The sequence below is a fragment of the Sodalis sp. C49 genome, assembly GCF_046352915.1.
Classification (GTDB): Bacteria; Pseudomonadota; Gammaproteobacteria; order Enterobacterales; family Enterobacteriaceae; genus Acerihabitans.
This window is the reverse complement of record NZ_CP163303.1, coordinates 3,466,700-3,484,939: the sequence shown is the minus strand read 5'-3', so window position 1 is coordinate 3,484,939 and position 18,240 is coordinate 3,466,700. Positions and strand designations below refer to the sequence as shown.

At 55.5% G+C, this 18,240-nt stretch carries 15 protein-coding genes; 9 read left to right on the top strand and 6 right to left on the bottom strand.

Features of this window, described 5'->3' with window-relative positions; all coding sequences use genetic code 11:
• The first annotated feature begins 284 nt into the window (after positions 1–284).
• From pfkA to rbsR, 9 genes are all read left to right on the top strand, one after another.
• Positions 285–1,247 carry a 6-phosphofructokinase gene (pfkA, locus tag ABUK12_RS15635; RefSeq protein WP_410012721.1) on the top strand — a complete coding sequence of 321 codons (963 nt, stop codon included), beginning with the start codon at positions 285–287 and terminating at the stop codon, positions 1,245–1,247.
• A 338-nt stretch (positions 1,248–1,585) separates the two neighbouring features.
• Positions 1,586–2,575, top strand: coding sequence for a sulfate ABC transporter substrate-binding protein (locus ABUK12_RS15630; RefSeq protein WP_410012720.1), 990 nt, complete (start codon positions 1,586–1,588; stop codon positions 2,573–2,575).
• Between the two features lie 334 nt (positions 2,576–2,909).
• Positions 2,910–5,687 carry a hypothetical protein gene (locus ABUK12_RS15625; RefSeq protein ID WP_410012719.1) on the top strand — a complete coding sequence of 926 codons (2,778 nt, stop codon included), beginning with the start codon at positions 2,910–2,912 and terminating at the stop codon, positions 5,685–5,687.
• Between the two features lie 197 nt (positions 5,688–5,884).
• Entirely contained in the window at positions 5,885–6,304 is a 420-nt protein-coding gene (rbsD, locus tag ABUK12_RS15620) for a D-ribose pyranase (RefSeq protein ID WP_410012718.1), read from the top strand.
• A 7-nt stretch (positions 6,305–6,311) separates the two neighbouring features.
• The gene (gene rbsA / locus ABUK12_RS15615) at positions 6,312–7,823 is read left to right on the top strand and encodes a ribose ABC transporter ATP-binding protein RbsA (protein WP_410012717.1); all 1,512 of its coding nucleotides are present in this window, start codon (positions 6,312–6,314) and stop codon (positions 7,821–7,823) included.
• Positions 7,823–8,791: a ribose ABC transporter permease gene (rbsC, locus tag ABUK12_RS15610; protein ID WP_410012716.1), complete on the top strand. Its 969-nt coding sequence runs from the start codon at positions 7,823–7,825 to the stop codon at positions 8,789–8,791. Before rbsA ends, rbsC begins: the two co-directional genes overlap by 1 nt.
• A gap of 23 nt (positions 8,792–8,814) precedes the next feature.
• Positions 8,815–9,702 (top strand): ribose ABC transporter substrate-binding protein RbsB, encoded by an 888-nt coding sequence (gene rbsB / locus ABUK12_RS15605; protein ID WP_410012715.1) that lies wholly within the window; start codon positions 8,815–8,817, stop codon positions 9,700–9,702.
• A 77-nt stretch (positions 9,703–9,779) separates the two neighbouring features.
• Positions 9,780–10,700, top strand: a complete 921-nt coding sequence (gene rbsK / locus ABUK12_RS15600) for a ribokinase (protein ID WP_410012714.1) — start codon at positions 9,780–9,782, stop codon at positions 10,698–10,700.
• Positions 10,701–10,708: 8 nt separating this feature from the next.
• Complete coding sequence (gene rbsR / locus ABUK12_RS15595) at positions 10,709–11,710, top strand: ribose operon transcriptional repressor RbsR (protein WP_410012713.1); 1,002 nt, start codon at positions 10,709–10,711, stop codon at positions 11,708–11,710.
• Positions 11,711–11,843: 133 nt separating this feature from the next.
• Here rbsR and tpiA read toward each other — a convergent pair whose 3' ends face one another.
• The 6 genes from tpiA to ABUK12_RS15565 form a co-directional block, all read right to left on the bottom strand.
• Positions 11,844–12,611, bottom strand: coding sequence for a triose-phosphate isomerase (tpiA, locus tag ABUK12_RS15590; RefSeq protein WP_410012712.1), 768 nt, complete (start codon positions 12,609–12,611; stop codon positions 11,844–11,846).
• A gap of 124 nt (positions 12,612–12,735) precedes the next feature.
• Positions 12,736–13,329: a DUF1454 family protein gene (locus tag ABUK12_RS15585; protein WP_410012711.1), complete on the bottom strand. Its 594-nt coding sequence runs from the start codon at positions 13,327–13,329 to the stop codon at positions 12,736–12,738.
• A gap of 46 nt (positions 13,330–13,375) precedes the next feature.
• Complete coding sequence (gene fpr, locus ABUK12_RS15580) at positions 13,376–14,122, bottom strand: ferredoxin--NADP(+) reductase (RefSeq protein ID WP_410012710.1); 747 nt, start codon at positions 14,120–14,122, stop codon at positions 13,376–13,378.
• Positions 14,123–14,362: 240 nt separating this feature from the next.
• The gene (gene glpX / locus ABUK12_RS15575; protein ID WP_410012709.1) at positions 14,363–15,373 is read right to left on the bottom strand and encodes a class II fructose-bisphosphatase; all 1,011 of its coding nucleotides are present in this window, start codon (positions 15,371–15,373) and stop codon (positions 14,363–14,365) included.
• Positions 15,374–15,497: 124 nt separating this feature from the next.
• Positions 15,498–17,012 carry a glycerol kinase GlpK gene (gene glpK, locus ABUK12_RS15570; RefSeq protein ID WP_410012708.1) on the bottom strand — a complete coding sequence of 505 codons (1,515 nt, stop codon included), beginning with the start codon at positions 17,010–17,012 and terminating at the stop codon, positions 15,498–15,500.
• Positions 17,013–17,051: 39 nt separating this feature from the next.
• Positions 17,052–17,909 carry an MIP/aquaporin family protein gene (locus tag ABUK12_RS15565; protein ID WP_410012707.1) on the bottom strand — a complete coding sequence of 286 codons (858 nt, stop codon included), beginning with the start codon at positions 17,907–17,909 and terminating at the stop codon, positions 17,052–17,054.
• Positions 17,910–18,240 lie beyond the last annotated feature (331 nt).

Genomic DNA, 18,240 nt, shown 5'->3' with positions numbered 1-18,240 from the left:
TGCTGCATTCATCCGGCGGCGGCATTATGGTATTACGCGGCTGCGTTTATCGGCACCCCATATCCTTTTTGTGGCGAAAAAAAGCGCGGGCAAGCGGAAATGCAATGCATTATCATATGGCTTAAAACCAGCAGATAGTCGGATGTTGCCTGACCTGAATCAATTCAGCAAATCGGATTTGAGATACTATTTTTACCATAAGCCAAGGGCCTTAGTGCAAATGGGACCCGATATTCAGCCGGCATAGTGTATTCTACAATTATATTTAAAGTTCAGAGGTAGTCATGATTAAGAAAATCGGTGTACTGACAAGCGGCGGTGATTCACCAGGCATGAATGCAGCGATCCGGGGCGTGGTGCGCGCCGGCCTGTCCGAGGGATTGGAAGTGTACGGCGTCTATGACGGCTACCTCGGCTTGTTTCAGGATCGGATGAAGAAGCTGGACCGTTATAGCGTGTCGGATATGATTAACCGTGGCGGCACCTTCCTCGGCTCCGCCCGCTTTCCAGAATTCCGGGAAGAGGGTACCCGCGCGATAGCCATAGAAAATATGAAAAAGCGCGACCTTGACGCCCTGGTGGTCATCGGCGGCGACGGTTCCTATATGGGGGCGAAACGCCTTACCGAAATGGGTTTCCCCTGTATTGGCCTGCCCGGCACCATCGATAACGACGTCGCCGGCACCGATTATACCATCGGCTATTTCACCGCGCTTGAAACGGTGGTCGAGGCGATAGACAGGCTGCGCGATACGTCCTCCTCGCACCAGCGCATCTCCATCGTCGAAGTTATGGGGCGCTATTGCGGCGACCTGACTATGTCCGCGGCTATCGCCGGCGGCTGTGAATTCATCGTGCTGCCGGAAGTGGAATTCAAACCAGACGATCTGGTGTATGAAATCAAAGCCGGGATCGCCAAAGGTAAAAAACACGCCATCGTCGCCATTACCGAACATATCTGTAATGTTGCCGAGCTGGCGCAATATATCGAAAAAGAGACCGGCCGCGAGACCCGCGCCACGGTTTTAGGGCATATCCAGCGCGGCGGCAGCCCCGTGGCCTACGATCGCATCCTCGCCTCGCGCATGGGCGCGTTTTCGATTGAGCTGCTGCTGCAAGGCTACGGCGGGCGTTGCGTCGGGGTGCAAAACGAAAAACTGGTTCACCATGACATCGTCGATGCCATAGAAAATATGAAGCGACCATTTAAAAGCGATTTGCTGGAATGCGCTAAAAAACTGTATTGATATCCGCGCCGCAAGCCGATGGCCACGGCGCCGCCAAAGGACAAGGCCTTGGTTCTCACGGATGAGAACGCCATTGCGGCGTTTCCCGGCGCCCTTAGAATAATACCCGGCCTTTCTTGCCTCACCCGCCTTTACTCCGCCCAACCTCTCGTAGACGCCAATCCCAGAGCACGCCCGTTACGCCGCCGTTCCTTTGCCGTGCCGTTGCGGCACATTCACTGGTTATCTCTTTTGATTATATAAATTACGTTTTTATTCTTTAAAACACGCAGCGATTTCTGACACTCTCTGGTTAAGCACTATTCACATGACAAAAAATTCTCTTGGGGAGTGGAACGATGTCGAAATGGCAAGCAGGGCTGTTGTTGATGCTGTTATCTGGAAGCGCACTGGCAAAGGATGTTCAATTATTAAACGTATCCTATGACCCGACGCGTGAGTTATACCAGGATTATAACGTGGCTTTCAGTAAGTATTGGCAGGACAAGACCGGAGATAAGGTGACGGTGCGCCAGTCGCACGGCGGCTCCGGCAAACAGGCCACTTCGGTTATCAACGGACTCGACGCGGATGTCGTAACCCTGGCGCTGGCATACGATGTGGATGCGATTGCCGAGCGCGGCAGCATCGATAAAAACTGGATAACCCGCCTGCCCGATAACTCCGCCCCCTACACCTCCACCATTGTCTTCCTGGTGCGTAAAGGTAATCCTAAACAGATCCATGACTGGCCGGATCTGATTAAACCGGGTATTTCGGTCATTACGCCAAACCCGAAAACCTCCGGCGGCGCGCGCTGGAATTACCTGGCTGCCTGGGGTTACGCCCTGCATCATAATAATAACGATCAGGCGAAGGCCCAGGACTTTGTCAAAGCCCTGTTTAAAAACGTCGAAGTACAGGATTCCGGCGCGCGTGCCTCTACCAATACGTTTGTGGAACGCGGCATCGGTGATGTGCTGATCGCCTGGGAAAACGAAGCGCTGCTGGCCGTCAATGAAGTCGGCAAAGATAAATTCGATATCGTGGCGCCAAGTGAATCCATCCTGGCTGAGCCTACCGTATCGGTGGTTGACAAGGTGGTCGACAAGCGGGGCACGCGTGACATCGCGACCGAATATCTGAAGTATCTTTATTCAACCGAAGGTCAACGTATCGCCGCCAAGAATTATTATCGCCCGCGCGATCCGGCAATCGCCAAAGAGTTCGCCAAGGAGTTTCCGCAGATTAAATTATTTACCCTTAAGGATGACTTCGGCGACTGGCAGAAAGTGCAAAAAGTCCATTTCTCCACCGGTGGCAGTTACGATCAAATCAGCCAGCGTTAATTATAAATTAACTCAATACGAAGTTTTATCTTAAAAAAATGCCGTGCGGCGACACCGTACGGCATTTTTATGATTTGTATGACAGCCGTTTAAAATATCCCGCAGCGCGGTCTGCCGCCGGCACAAGGGCTGGCCGCTTCGTTAATCTATCGTTAACCCACTGTATTCCATATTTTAATTATCTCCCGCTAATTTTTTATGCAACATATGGATAACAGCACCAAATTCTCAATTAATGAACACCCGGCTTGTCATGATTAAGGGTTTTTTGCCTTGGCAAAGGTCATTGCGACTTGAATAACATCATGATAGAGGGAGGGAAGGGATTCACATTATGCCATCATCCGCTATTCAGCACAGGGAACATATCGGACGCTACCACAGCCAGACTCACGATTATGTCAGTAATAAAAAAATCCAGCAAAAATTGAACGGCATGGCCGCGTCGCCAGGCGATGGGGTCGTGGGCGCCAGGGCGCATCTCATGCTTCAGGCGCTCACGCTGGCCACCAATATATCAGTGAGCCTGGCGCCGGCAGCCGTGCGGCCATCCGGGCGCGCCGTTTCTCCGTTGCTTTCTCGCCAGGCCGCGCCCGCAGGCCCGGCGGCGGCGCCACCCGCAAACAGCATCCATGAAATGAAGGGCAAGGCACCACAACGGCTACTGTTTAACATGTTAAGCGCGGGACAAGGCTATGCGGAGCATGGCATCGGTCAAGACGCGATTGCGTTTATGTATATTTCGTCAAAAAAGGATAAGTCTTTTAGACAGAAGCGAATATCTTTAGATATCTCAGTCGGTCTGCAAGAACAGGATTACCGGGATTATATTGAAAAGAATTGCCATATCAGGACCAAAACCAACCAAGGGAAAGTATTGGGGGATAGTCTGCTTGTCACCGGCGAATATATCAGGAATCCCGTTCGTGGTTTCGCCGAAAAACTTAAGGAGTGGATCTGGGGTAATGGTGAACTTTCTGAAATAGGAGCCATACTGTTTGAAGTTGTCAATCTTGGTCATGACATCATTTTCGGGATTTACACTATTGGCGCGTACCCGATTATAAAATATACTTCGGCAAAAGCCTTGTCTGTATCAGGCCATTCCATCAATGGTGACAGCAACTGCGTCAGGAACGAATTTTCGGCTGAGGAAATGGCCAATCTGCTGTTCAATACCGAGGTTGGCATTACCGACCGCAGGGCTTTTTCAAATCCACTGTTACATCACAAACCACGGGAATTGCAAAAGGCTAATGCCTTTGATCCAGACGGGGTATTTGTTCACGAAAAATATCCGACCGGTATCAATACTGTCAAACATCTTGCCGTTGACCTAGATGGCGCCATCCAGCGTGTTCGGCAAACAGAAGCGGGTGAATACATTATTCCAACTGGGCAGCAGGGTAATAACGCTAAAACTGGCCGGAAAGTTTTTTATGACGCGATAAATGATAAGATCCATATCGGCGGAGATGTGCCTGAAGGGCAGGGAGTTGATTATACAGTACAAAACGGTAAGAAATTTATTAAATTATATGGCGAGAATTATGAACTTAAGTATAGCGCGGTGAAAAGAACGCACGAAGTGAAATTGCGGAACCATGACGGAACGGAATCCCGGATTCCGGTATATCATGAAAAAATCAGCCATTCTTGGCATCTTGGCACACACAATAACAAACCTGCCTTCACGTTTAGACAAGAGAAAAGAATTAAGTCGTTCAAGATGAGGTTTGACGGCGCCTATGAATATATTCAGGTTGATAACCTTAATCCCAAACACTATGGTGCCGGTAAAATTATTGAAGTCAGGTCAAAAGACACAATGGCTATGGGTGATAATGTCATAATGAGGGTGGTTGAGCTGAAGGGAGAATTAGTGCCTGTGCGCGCGGCGGTAGTGCCCAAAAGAGGCCTTAAATATGAAATTTTTAATCGGGCTATGCCTGGCCGTCGCGGCCATCCCGTCGAGTTTGACGGTCGCCGCTGGTTGTTTGAAGCGCCGACGTCAATCCATGTCGCCAAAACGCTGCGACGCGCCATTGCCAAGGATATTGTCGGGGAGAGCGTCAACGCGTTCGATTTGTCCACGCCTGATAAGCTTGGCCTGCGCTGGGATATAAATAATAATTCATATCTGAAAATTAAAAATAAATATTTTAAAGTAAAAAGGTATCCGCAAACCGCATACAAGTTTTTTCTGATGAATAATCATCGAAAAATCAACCTTCGCTTCAAGAAAAATAAATTTCATGTCGAAAATTTTAGGGAAAGGATTAACGATCTCCGTAAGATTGGCATGAGCGGCCGGGCGGGACTCAGGCCGCGTAAGCATGCTGTGGATATTCTCAAGGACCTGGATGGGTTCGACCTTGAACAGGCCAAAACACTGCTGTCTCAATACCATTTCCCCCAGGAGGGACTGTTTAACGAATATTCGTTTGCCTTGCATATTGAACAGTTTAGTGAAATTCCTCCCTGGGCAAAACGGTTTAAAATTGATGAAAGCGCCGTCAATGTGGCGCCGGCGCAAGGGCGGAAAGTGCCTGTGTTTGATCCCGATGACGAATCCGTTAACCTTGAACTCCTGCTCGGTACGCAGATTGGTGAAGGTGATTACGGTATCGTTTTCCAGGATGGCCAGGATCCCAATTGGTATATCAAGATGATGCGACCACATCCGGATGGCGACGCCGATATAGATATTGAAATGTTGGCGGAAAAGGAGGCTGAAAGCTTTCGTTTATATTATGGCCCGGAATCGGCAAAGGTATTTGCTGATAATGATGGTAATTTTTATAACAGAATGTACAAAATTCCCGGCATAACGTTAGATTCACTTCCCGAGGGCTCCCTGCCGCACGATGCAGTTGAACGCTTTGTCGATATGCTGGAAAAACTAAATAATGTCAATATGATACACGCTGATCTCCATGGGGCGAATATGTTGTGGGATGCAGAAAGTGAAATGTTTTTCCCCATTGATATCATTGATATTAAAAAAGATTTTTTTCGCAGCGGCAACGACTATAAACACAGTCTAAACATGCGTGGCGAAGAAAGATGGGACGATGTGATTTATGAGATCAAACAAAAGATGGCGCCCTGAGGCCATGGCAAGGATGCGGCCGCTCTTTATCCGGCGATAATGAACAACGCGCCGGTGGTCACGCCAGCCGCCGCCGTGCCGCCTGGTCCAGCGAAACGTTTCGATGGCGATCACATTTTTGATGTTTCCCGCTTGTGGCTTGGCCCGTTTGTGATTATTTTCAGCCCAGCGAAACGTTTCGCTGGGAGGATCTGCCAATGAAAAAAGGATTACTGCTCAACGCCGAGGTTTCCGCGTTGATTTCCCGCTTGGGGCATACCGATGAAATCGTCATTGCCGATGCCGGGTTGCCCATACCCGCGACAGCCGCCAGGATCGATCTGGCGTTGACCCAGGGCGTGCCGGGCTTTTTACAGGTGTTCGACGTCGTGGCCAGTGAGATGCAGGTGGAAAGGGCGATAATCGCCAGCGAAATGGCCGCCCATAATCCCGCGCTGCACCAGGCGTTGCTGGCCGGGCTGTCCCAGCTGGAGCAAGCGCAGGGCAATACCATCGTCATCGACTATATCAGCCATCAGGCATTCAAAGCGCAGACCGCCCACAGCCGGGCCGTTATTCGCAGCGGGGAGTGCTCGCCCTTCGCCAACGTTATCCTCTGCGCCGGCGTCACCTTCTGAGGCATTTATGCAACCCTTACTGCAACTGAGCGGGATAGACAAGTCGTTTCCGGGCGTCAAAGCGCTTTCCGGCGCGGCGCTGACCGTGTATCCCGGCCGCGTGATGGCGCTGGTGGGGGAGAACGGCGCCGGTAAATCCACCATGATGAAGGTGTTGACCGGGATTTACAGCAAGGATGCCGGTACGCTCATATTTATGGGAAAGGAAGTTGCCTTCAGCGGCCCCAAGGCGTCGCAGGAGGCCGGTATCGGTATCATCCATCAGGAACTTAACCTGATCCCTGAACTGACGATCGCCGAAAATATCTTCCTGGGGCGCGAATTCCTTAACCGTATCGGCGGCATCGACTGGAAGCGGATGTATCGCGAAGCGGACCGACTCCTGGGCCGCCTGAACCTGGCCTATAGCAGCCACCGGTTGGTGGGGGAATTATCGATTGGCGATCAGCAGATGGTGGAAATCGCCAAGGTAATCAGCTTTAAGTCGCAGGTGATCATCATGGACGAGCCCACCGATGCGTTAACCGATACGGAAACGGCATCGCTGTTCAGTGTGATAAACGAACTGAAGCAGCAGGGGTGCGGCATTGTCTATATCTCCCATCGGCTAAAGGAAATTTTCGAGATCTGCGACGATGTCACGGTGATGCGCGACGGGCAGTTTATTGCCGAACGGCCGGTAAACGAGCTGCAGGAAGACAGGCTGATTGAAATGATGGTGGGCCGCCGCCTGGAGGAACAGTATCCGCGCGTCACGCAGCGTCCGGGCGAGGAGCGCCTGCTGGTCAGCCACCTGTCGGGCCCCGGGGTGCATGACGTCAGTTTCTCCCTGCGCCAGGGGGAAATCCTGGGCTGCGCCGGGCTGATGGGCGCCGGCCGTACCGAACTGATGAAAACCCTCTATGGCGCCGCCAGGCGCACCGGCGGCAGCGTGACGCTCGACGGACGTGCCGTGGTCGCCAGGTCGCCCCAGGACGGGCTTGCCAACGGCATTGTCTATATTTCCGAGGATCGCAAGCGCGACGGACTGGTGCTGGGCATGTCGGTAAAGGAAAACATGACTTTAACCGCCCTGCGCTACTTTAGCCATCAGGCCGGTTGGCTGAAACACGCCGACGAGCGGGTGGCTGTCGGGGATTTTATCCGTTTATTTAATATCAAAACGCCGTCGATGGAGCAGCCTATCGGCCTGCTGTCCGGTGGCAACCAGCAAAAAGTCGCCATTGCGCGCGGCCTGATGACACGCCCTAAGGTGCTGATCCTGGATGAGCCGACCCGGGGCGTCGACGTGGGCGCCAAGAAAGAGATTTACCAGTTGATCAACCAGTTTAAACAGGAAGGGCTCTCCATCATCCTGGTGTCCTCCGAGATGCCGGAGGTCCTTGGCATGAGCGATCGCGTCATGGTGATGCATGAAGGCCGCTTAAGCGGCATATTCCCCATCGAACAGGCCACCCAGGAAGTGCTGATGGCCGCGGCCGTCGGCAAGCTTTATCGTACCCAGCAGGAGAATCAGTAATGAATTCCCGGACTATCCCCGTTAAACGCGGCATCAGCAAAGCCTGGCTGCTGGAGCAAAAATCGTTGATTGCGCTGCTGGTGCTGATCGCCGTGGTTTCTTCAATGAGCGCCAATTTTTTCAGCCTCAACAATCTGTTCAATATTCTCCAGCAGACCTCGGTCAACGCCATCATGGCGGTGGGTATGACGCTGGTGATCCTCACCGCAGGCATTGACTTGTCCGTCGGGTCCCTGCTGGCGCTGACCGGCGCGGTAGCCGCCTCGGTGGTGGGGCTGGAAATGAATGTCATGGTGGCGGTGGGCGCCTCCCTGGCGCTGGGCGCGGCCATCGGCGCCATCACCGGCCTGATTGTGGCGAAGGGCAGGGTACAGGCCTTTATCGCCACCCTGGTCATGATGCTGCTGCTGCGCGGTATCACCATGGTGTATACCAACGGCAGTCCGGTAAACACCGGTTTCAGCGATACGGCCGACGCGTTTGGCTGGTTTGGCATCGGTCGTCCCCTTGGCGTGCCCACGCCGGTATGGATCATGGCCGTGGTGTTTCTTGCCGCCTGGTACATGCTGCATCACACCCGCCTGGGCCGTTATATCTATGCGCTGGGCGGTAATGAAGCCGCCACCCGGCTGTCCGGCATCAGCGTCGATCGGGTCAAGGTCATCGTCTACGCGCTGTGCGGGTTGCTCGCGGCGTTGGCGGGCGTTATCGAAGTGGCGCGCCTGTCCTCGGCGCAGCCCACGGCGGGTACCGGCTATGAGCTGGACGCCATCGCCGCGGTGGTGCTGGGCGGTACCAGCCTGTCCGGCGGGAAAGGGCGCATCATGGGGACGCTGGTCGGCGCGCTGATCCTGGGCTTTCTTAATAACGGACTGAATTTATTGAGCGTTTCCTCCTACTACCAGATGATTGTTAAAGCCGTGGTGATTTTGTTGGCGGTGCTGGTAGATAACAAAAGCAGTAAATAACCTCTCCCGCAGGAATGATAAAGATGAAAATGAAAAAATTAGCTTTTTTGATGTCCGCCGTGGCGTTAAGCGCCACTCTCAGCGCCAATGCCCTGGCGAAAGACAGCATCGCGCTGGTGGTGTCCACGCTGAATAATCCGTTCTTCGTTTCCATGAAAGACGGCGCCCAGCAGGAAGCGGATAAATTGGGTTATCAGCTGGTGGTGCTCGATTCGCAAAACAACCCGGCCAAGGAACTGGCCAATGTGCAGGATCTGACGGTGCGCGGCGTTAAGCTTTTGCTTATCAACCCAAGCGATTCCGACGCGGTGGGCAACGCGGTCATTATTGCCAACCAGGCCAAGATCCCGGTGATCACCCTCGATCGTAAGGCCAGCAAAGGGGCCGTCGTCAGCCATATCGCCTCCGACAACCGGGTCGGCGGCAAAATGGCCGGTGATTTTATCGGTGAAAAACTGGGCCAGAACGCCAAGGTTATCCAGCTGGAAGGTATCGCCGGCACGTCTGTTGCGCGTGAGCGCGGCGAAGGGTTTAAACAATCGGCCGATCAGTATAAATTTACTATGCTGGCCAGCCAGCCCGCCGATTTCGATCGCACCAAAGGGCTTAACGTGATGCAGAACCTGCTGACCGCGCATCCGGCGGTGCAGGCGGTATTCGCGCAGAACGACGAAATGGCCCTGGGCGCCATGCGCGCCCTGCAAACCGTGAATAAAACCGATGTGCTGGTGGTGGGTTTTGACGGCACCGCCGACGGCATCAAAGCGGTGCAAAGCGGTAAACTTGCCGCCACCGTGGCGCAGCAGCCCGACCAGATCGGTATAATCGGCGTGGAAACCGCAGACAAGGTTCTGAAAGGCGAAAAAGTGGATGCGGTGATCCCGGTTGCCCTGAAGCTGGTCACCAAATAAGCCCGTAAAACCTCGACAGCAGCGCCTTGTGTTATCGCCGCGCGCCGGCGATAACGCTTCTAACCAGGATACAGGCTATGGCAATAAAAAAGCTGGTGGTTCTCGGCAGCATTAACGCGGATCATATACTTAATCTACAACAATTTCCCCGTCCCGGTGAAACGGTAATTGGCGGCAGCTATCAGGTGGCGTTCGGCGGCAAAGGCGCTAATCAGGCGGTGGCCGCCGGCCGCAGCGGCGCCGATATCGCCTTTATCGCCTGCGTGGGCGAGGATGCTATCGGCGCGCAGATTCGCCGGCAGCTGCAGGCGGACAACATTGATATTCTGCCCGTGGAACCCAGCCCTGGCGCCAGCACCGGCGTCGCGCTGATTTTTGTCAACGCGGAGGGTGAAAATGTCATCGGCATCCATCCAGGCGCTAACGCCGCGGTAACGCCGGCCTACCTGGCCCGCTATGAGCAGTTGGTCATCCATGCCGCGGCATTATTGATGCAGTTGGAATCCCCCCTTGATACCGTGATCGCCGCCGCCCGCCTGGCGCGCGATCACCAGACCCAGGTGATATTAAACCCGGCCCCGGCGCGTCAGCTGCCGGACGAATTGCTGGCCTTGGTAGATATTATTACGCCCAATGAAACCGAGGCGGAGCAACTGACCGGCGTCGCCGTCACCGATGACGCCAGCGCCGCCCGCGCCGCGCGGATTTTGCATGATAAGGGCATCGCTACGGTTATCATTACCCTTGGCCGCCGCGGTGTGTGGCTGAGCGAACGTGGCAATCGCAAGCGGGTGCCCGGATTCAAGGTCAAGGCGGTGGATACCATCGCGGCGGGCGATACGTTTAACGGCGCGCTGATGACCGCGCTGCTCGAAGACCAGGACCTGGATAACGCCGTCAGGTTCGCCCATGCCGCCGCCGCGTTGGCGGTAACCCGTCCGGGGGCGCAGCCGTCAATTCCCTGGCGTGATGAAATCGACGCTTTTCTGCAGGGTTAGGAGCTTATTTGGCCACCATGAAGGATGTTGCCCGTCTGGCGGGCGTTTCCACTTCCACCGTATCGCACGTGATCAATAACAACCGGTTTGTCAGCGATAGGGTGCGCGCTAAAGTGCTGGCGGTGGTGGAACAGCTCAACTACGCGCCGTCGGCTCTGGCCCGCAGTTTAAAGATCAACCAGACGCGCACCATCGGCATGCTGATTACCTCCAGTAATAACCCGTTTTACGCGGAGGTGGTGCACGGCGTCGAACGCAGTTGCTACGAGCGGGGCTACAGCCTGATCCTGTGTAATACCGAAGAGGATGCCGATCGCATGAGCCGTAGTATGGAGACGCTGCTGCAAAAACGCGTCGACGGGCTGCTTATCATGTGTACCGAAAATAACCGGCCTTCCCGCCTGGCGCTGCGCCGCTACCCCTCGCTGCCGATTGTCATGATGGATTGGACGCCGTTTGAGGACGCGCTGGATATTATCCAGGATAACTCGTTATTGGGCGGGTGCCTGGCTACCGACTATCTGATTGCGCGCGGCTACAGCAAAATCGCCTGTATATCCGGCCCGCAGGATAAAACCACCGCCCGCCATCGCCTGCAGGGGTATCGCCTCGCCATGGCGCGCGCCGGGCTGGCGGTGCCGGCCGGTTATGAAGTTTTCAGCGATTTCGAATTTGGCGGCGGCGTAAGCGCGATGCAACAACTGCTGTCCCTCGGCGAGCCGCCCCATGCGGTATTTACCGGCAACGATGCGGTTGCGGTGGGCGTCTACCAGGCGCTGTACCAGGCCGGGCTGTCGGTGCCGGGAGATATGGCGGTCATCGGTTATGATGATATCGAGCTGGCAAAATACCTTACCCCGCCGCTGACCACGATTAACCAGCCGAAAGACTCGCTTGGCCAATTGGCGATCGACACCCTGCTTTACCGGTTAGAACATCCCGATACCGAACCCCAGGTGCTGGTGCTGACCCCCGAGCTGGTGGAGCGGGCGTCGGTCGGCCGTCGCTGAGTTGTGCCGTGGGTTTAATCATGGCGAAAAAAAAACCGCAAACACGGGGGATGAGACCCGGTTTACGGTTCAGGGCGACGATAACGAGGGGGCGGGACGGTTAACGCGTCGTGAACCCGCCCGTGGCGTTATCTCAGGCCTGTTTGGCCTGCGCCGCCGCTTTGACGATCACCGCAAAGGCGTCGGCTTTCAGCGAGGCGCCGCCTACCAGCGCGCCGTCGATATCCGGCTGGGTAAACAGTTCCGCCGCGTTGCCGGCATTCACCGAGCCGCCGTACTGAATAATAACCTGTTCAGCCACCGCGGCGTCGTGTTTGGCGATATGGCCGCGGATAAATTTATGAACCGCCTGCGCCTGCGCCGGGGTGGCCGATTTGCCGGTACCGATGGCCCAGATAGGTTCGTAGGCGATAACCGCGTTGTCAAAGGCCTTAGCGCCCATGGCGTTTAATACCGCGTCCAGCTGGCGGGCACAGACCGCTTCGGTCTCACCGGCTTCGTTTTCGGCTTCGCTTTCGCCGATACACAATACCGGGATCAGGCCCGCTTCTTTCAGAACCGCGAATTTCTCGGCGATAAGTTCGTCGCTTTCTTTATGATAGGTGCGGCGCTCGGAGTGGCCGATGATGATATATTTGGCGCCAATATCCTTTAGCATCTCGGCGGACACTTCACCGGTAAACGCGCCGGAGAGATTGGTATCGACGTTTTGGGCGCCCAGCGCCAGTTGGCTGCCGGCAAGCTGGCGCTTAGCCTGCTCCAGATAGACGACCGGCGGCGCAATAGCCACGCCACAGCCGGTCACGCCGTTTAATTCCGTGCGCAGCGCGGCGATCAGATCGTTAACCAAACGCTTGCTGCCGTTCAGCTTCCAGTTACCCATCACTAACGGATATCGCATTTTAAAATCTCCAATAGGGAACGCGAAATAAAAAATTGACTGTCCCGGGGACAGCATTACCTGTCCCCAGTATAGAGAGAAAGCGCCGCGGTGGCTTTGTTTTTTGTCATGAAACCGCGGCCGCTCAGGGTTCGGATAAGGCGAGCTTAACCGGCTCTATGGCAAAAGTGAGACCTTTATCACCATTATCGGCCACCACATAACGCAAGGCTCCCCAGGACTGCTGGAAAAAGCGCGAGCCTTTCCCTTTGGCCAGCAGGTCGGCCACCCGGGCGTTACTTTGCGCCGCCGTCAATGCCGGCTCGAACTCCCGCAGCAGCGCGGCCATATAACTCACGGCCACGGCGCGCGCCGCTTTTTCGCTGCCGCCTTCCACCGCCAGATAGGTCAGTTGCAAGGTCTTGATCTTGCCGCTGCCCTTTTCCAGGGCGGTGGACGCATACAGGGTGCCGTTGATTTTACTGGCGGCGCGCGTGAGATTCATGCCGTCGCCACGGCTGTCGATAGCCCGGAACTCGCCTATCTGCAGCGCGGGATTGTGCGCATTAAACTGCTCGCGGAATGTCACCACCGTCAGATCAAAGGTGGGGGCGCCGGCCAGCAAATAAGGCGCGGGGGCGGGCGTGTCGGCGGGGTTTTCCGCCGCCGCGCCCATCGCCGCCGGGAACAGCAATGCCAGCAACAGGGCCGGGATAACGAAGCGGATTTTGCTGTTCACAGTGCGTAGATTCCCAGTGATCTTAACCAGTAAATTCGCATGGCGCTTACCAGTAGTGCTCGCTGGTAATATGGCCCGGCTTGCGCCGCAGATGTTTACGCATTTCGCGGGTATCTTTTAATATCTGCTGGGTGTCCCTGACCATTTGCGGATTACCGCATAACATCACATGGCCGGTTTGGGCATTTAACGGCAGCCCAACCGCGGCTTCCAGGGACCCGTCGGCTATCAGGGCGGGAACGCGGCCGGTCAGCGAGCCGGGAACCTCCTCGCGGCTGACCACCGTCTGCACATGCAGCTTGCCGTTAAAACGCTGCTGCAGTTCCAGCATCAGGGGCAGGTAGCTGAGGTCACGGGCAAAACGCGCGGCGTGTACCAGCACGATATCCTTAAAGCGCTCCAGTCCCTCCCCCTGCTGCAGGATGGACAGAAAAGGCCCCAGCGCCGTGCCGGTCGCCAGCATCCATAGCGTTTCACATTCCGGGATTTCATCAAGGACAAAAAAGCCGGCGGCCTCTTTGGTGATCATTAACGAATCCCCAGGCTGCAAGGCGTGGAGCGGCGGGCTAAGCTTACCCTCCGGCACCGTCACCAGGTAAAATTCCAGGTTATCGCTGTGCGGCGCGTTGACGTAGGAATACGCGCGCTGGACACGCTCGCCGTTGATCTCCAGGCCGAGTTTGGCAAACTGTCCGGCGGTAAAAGGATCGACGGGGGCGTTAACGGTTAAGCTAAACAGGCTCTCCGTCCAGTGTTCCACATGTATGATTTTCCCGGTCACCCATTCTGCCATAACTCACTTTCCCCTTGGTCTTTCCGGCCGGTACCCGGACCGGCTAACGATTCTCCACTCTGTCACAGCGGCTGGTGATGATAGCGGATCCGGTAAGCGCCGGCATGGTTGCCTGCGCGACCTTTTTTGTTACGCCGCGAACGCGTCATTATCGGCTAATTCAGCCTTGGCATCCAGCGGGACGACTGTAATTGTTAACAATACGTTTTGCAATTGATGCCATGGCGCGAAATCCGCAGGTTAAAGAATAAAGGGGTGCAGGGCGGCATCCTTGCGATCAAGGTAATGGGTTGAGGCGATACGCCTGATGGTGCGGCTGTTGCCGCGGATCAACAAGGTTTCAGTGGTGGCCAGGTTGCCTTTGCGGGTGATGCCGTTTAACAGATCCCCTTTGGTAATGCCGGTGGCGGAAAAGACCACGTTGTCATTGCGCGCCATATCGTTAAGCGTCAGCACGGTATTGGCGCTGATGCCCATGGCGGCGCAGCGCGCCAGCTCATCGTCGCCTATCAGGCGGTTGGCCGCGGTGTCGCCTTTGACCTGATGGCGGGGCAACAGCCGGCCCTGCATATCGCCATCCATCGCGCGGATGGCCGCCGCCGAGATAACCCCTTCAGGCGCGCCGCCTATACCGTACATCACGTCCACTTCGCTATCCGGCATGCAGGTAAGCAGGGAGGCGGCCACATCGCCGTCGGGAATGGTAAATACGCGCACGCCAAGCCGCTGCAAAGCGGCAATACAGTCGTCATGACGGGGTTTGGCCAGAATGGCCACGGTCAGCTGCGAAAGCGGCTTATTCAGCGTATGGGCAATATTACGCAGGTTTTCGTCCAGGGGCAGGCTGAGGTTAATGGCGCCTTTGGCATCTGGGCCGACCACCAGCTTTTCCATATACATATCAGGCGCATGCAGAAAAGCGCCTTTTTCACCCACCGCCAATACCGCCAGCGCATTTGCCTGGCCCATGGCCGTCATACGGGTGCCTTCGATAGGGTCCACCGCGATATCCACCGCGTCTCCCTGGCCGGTGCCGACGGCTTCGCCGATGAAAAGCATCGGCGCTTCGTCAATTTCGCCTTCGCCAATCACAATCCGGCCGTCGATCTGCACCTGGTTGAGCATAATGCGCATGGCCTGAACCGCCGCATTGTCGGCCGCGTTCTTATCGCCGCGGCCCAGCCAGCTATAGCCCGCCAGCGCGGCGGCTTCGGTCACCCGGGAGAATTCGATGGCTAATTCACGTTTCATGCTTAAACCTTGCGTATCCACTTAAGAGAAGTTTATCGCAAAGTTTATCACACCTGGCGCGCATTCCGGGCGCGGGGACCGCGGCGCAATGCGGCCAGGGTAAAAAAACGTGCCGGCCGGGGTATTATTCGTCCGAGCGTTCTTCCCATGAGCGGGCGCGCTCAACCGCTTTTTGCCAGCCGCTATAGCGAACGTTGCGTTCCACCGTTTCAATGCTTGGGCGGAATTCTCGCTCGATAATCGCCTTGCTCCTGACCTCCTCCAAATCGCTCCAGAAGCCTACCGCCAGGCCGGCCAGATACGCCGCGCCCAGTGCGGTCACTTCCCGTACTTCGGGACGCTCGACGCGGGTGCCGAGGATATCGGACTGGAACTGCATCAGGAAATTATTGGCCACGGCGCCGCCGTCAACCCGCAGGGACTGCAGGCGGGCGCCGGAATCGGCCTGCATGGCGTCAAGAAGATCGCGGGTCTGGAAGGCGATGGATTCCAACGTGGCGCGAATAATATGATTCGCATTAACGCCGCGGGTCAAACCGAATATCGCGCCGCGCGCATAGGGATCCCAATACGGCGCGCCCAGGCCGGTGAACGCCGGCACCACGTACACCCCGTTGGTATCCTTCACCTTGCTGGCGAAATACTCCGAATCGGTAGCGTCGCTTATCAGTTTCATTTCGTCGCGCAGCCACTGGATGGCGGCGCCGGCAACAAACACCGCGCCCTCCAGGGCGTAATTGACTTCCCCACGCGGTCCGCAGGCGATGGTGGTCAGCAGGCCGTGTTTCGATTGCACCGCCTTGGTGCCGGTATTCATCAGCAGGAAGCAGCCGGTGCCGTAGGTATTCTTGGCCATACCAGGCTGGACGCACAGCTGTCCGAACAACGCGGCTTGCTGATCGCCGGCAATACCGGCGATGGGAATACGGGTCCCGCCTTTACCGCCGATATTGGTCTGGCCGTACACTTCGGACGAGGGACGGACCTCGGGCAGCATGGAGCGGGGAATATCCAGGATTTCCAGCAGCTTGTCGTCCCATTGCAGGTTATGGATGTCATACAGCATGGTACGGGAGGCGTTGGTATAGTCGGTAACGTGCACGCGACCCTGGGTCATGCGCCAGATAAGCCACGTATCTATGGTGCCGAACAGCAGTTCGCCGCGTTTGGCGCGTTCCCGGGCGCCCTCGACATTATCCAGGATCCATTTCACCTTGGTGCCCGAGAAATAGGGATCGATAACCAGCCCGGTGGTTTTGCGTACGTACTCCTCATGGCCATCGCGTTTAAGCTTTTCACACATATCCGAAGTACGGCGGCACTGCCAGACGATGGCGTTGTAAACAGGCTTGCCGGATTCCTTATCCCAGACCACCGCCGTTTCACGCTGGTTGGTAATGCCGATGCCCGCGATCTGGTCGGAGCGGATGTCGGCTTTAGCCAGCACTTCCACCAGTGTCGAGCTTTGCGATGCCCAAATTTCCATCGGGTCGTGCTCTACCCAGCCTGGTTTGGGATAAATCTGGGTGAATTCGCGCTGCGAAACGCTGACGATATTGGCGTCATGATCCATGACAATGGCGCGTGAGCTGGTCGTTCCCTGATCGAGAGCCACAATATATTTTTTATCTGATGACATAATAGATTCCTGCAAAAGTTAACATTGGCACAGTAAGCATTACGCTTTGCGTTCGGATTTTGCTGTGTTTGCCGAGCGGGTCTCTTCCAAACCATCCTCGATAATATTAGAAGGAAGGTAAGGGCTGATCAGCGAGCGATAGATAAAGGCGCCAAGGCAGCCGCCGATGATCGGTGCAATCAGCGGCACCAGGAAGTAGGGAATTTCACGGCCGCCGGTAAAGGCTACCTTGCCCCAGCCCATCAGGTAGGCGAATACCTTGGGACCGAAATCACGGGCGGGGTTAAGGGCGAACCCGGTCAACGGCCCCATGGATGCGCCGATGACCGCGATAAGGATACCGATCAGCAGCGGCGCCAGCGGGCCGCGGGGAATGCCATTGCCGTCGTCGGTCAAGGCCAGGATCAGGCATAACAGAATGGCGGTAATCACCGTTTCCACTAAAAACGCCTGGATCACGGAAATATGCGGGTTAGGATAGGTTGAGAATACCCCGGCCAGCTGGAGGCTTTCCACGCTGCCGCGGACCATATGGTTTGCCTGCTCGAAGTCGATGAACAGGTTGTAGTAAAGACCGTAGACCACCGCTGCGCCGCAGAAGGCGCCGAGCATTTGCGCAACGATGTAGGGCACCACCTTGCGGCGCTCGAAATTGGCGAACAGCCATAGCGCGATGGACACCGCGGGGCTGAGATGCGCGCCGGAAACGGCGGCGGTAAGATAAACCGCCATGGCGACGCCAAAGCCCCAGATGATACTGATTTCCCATTGGCCGAAGCTGGCGCCGGCCAGCTTCAGTGCGGCAACGCAGCCGGCGCCGAAGAAAATCAGCAAGGCGGTGCCCAGAAATTCAGCGATACATTGGCCTTTCAGTGTTGGAGTTTTTTGTTGGCTCATAATCTTTTCCTGCTGGCGAAAAGTGGGGTAGCAGTGGTGGACATGTCTGCTTACCGAATCAAATCTTACCTAGTAAGGCATGTAGGTATGTTGTAAATTTATCGTTAACGAGCAGAAACGAGAAATATCGAAATCAAATTGTGTGCAGTACGTCATAAAAATGAGCGTATTCGCTTAATTTAGGCTGTTATGGGCAAAATTTCTGTGTGCTGGCTATCACCTTTTTTAACAAAATGTGTTAATTGCTAAAACGAGCATCTCATCGCCGGCAAAACTTTCCGCTGCACGTTGGGTTCATAGCGTACAATAACCGACTCATTCGGCCGTTTAG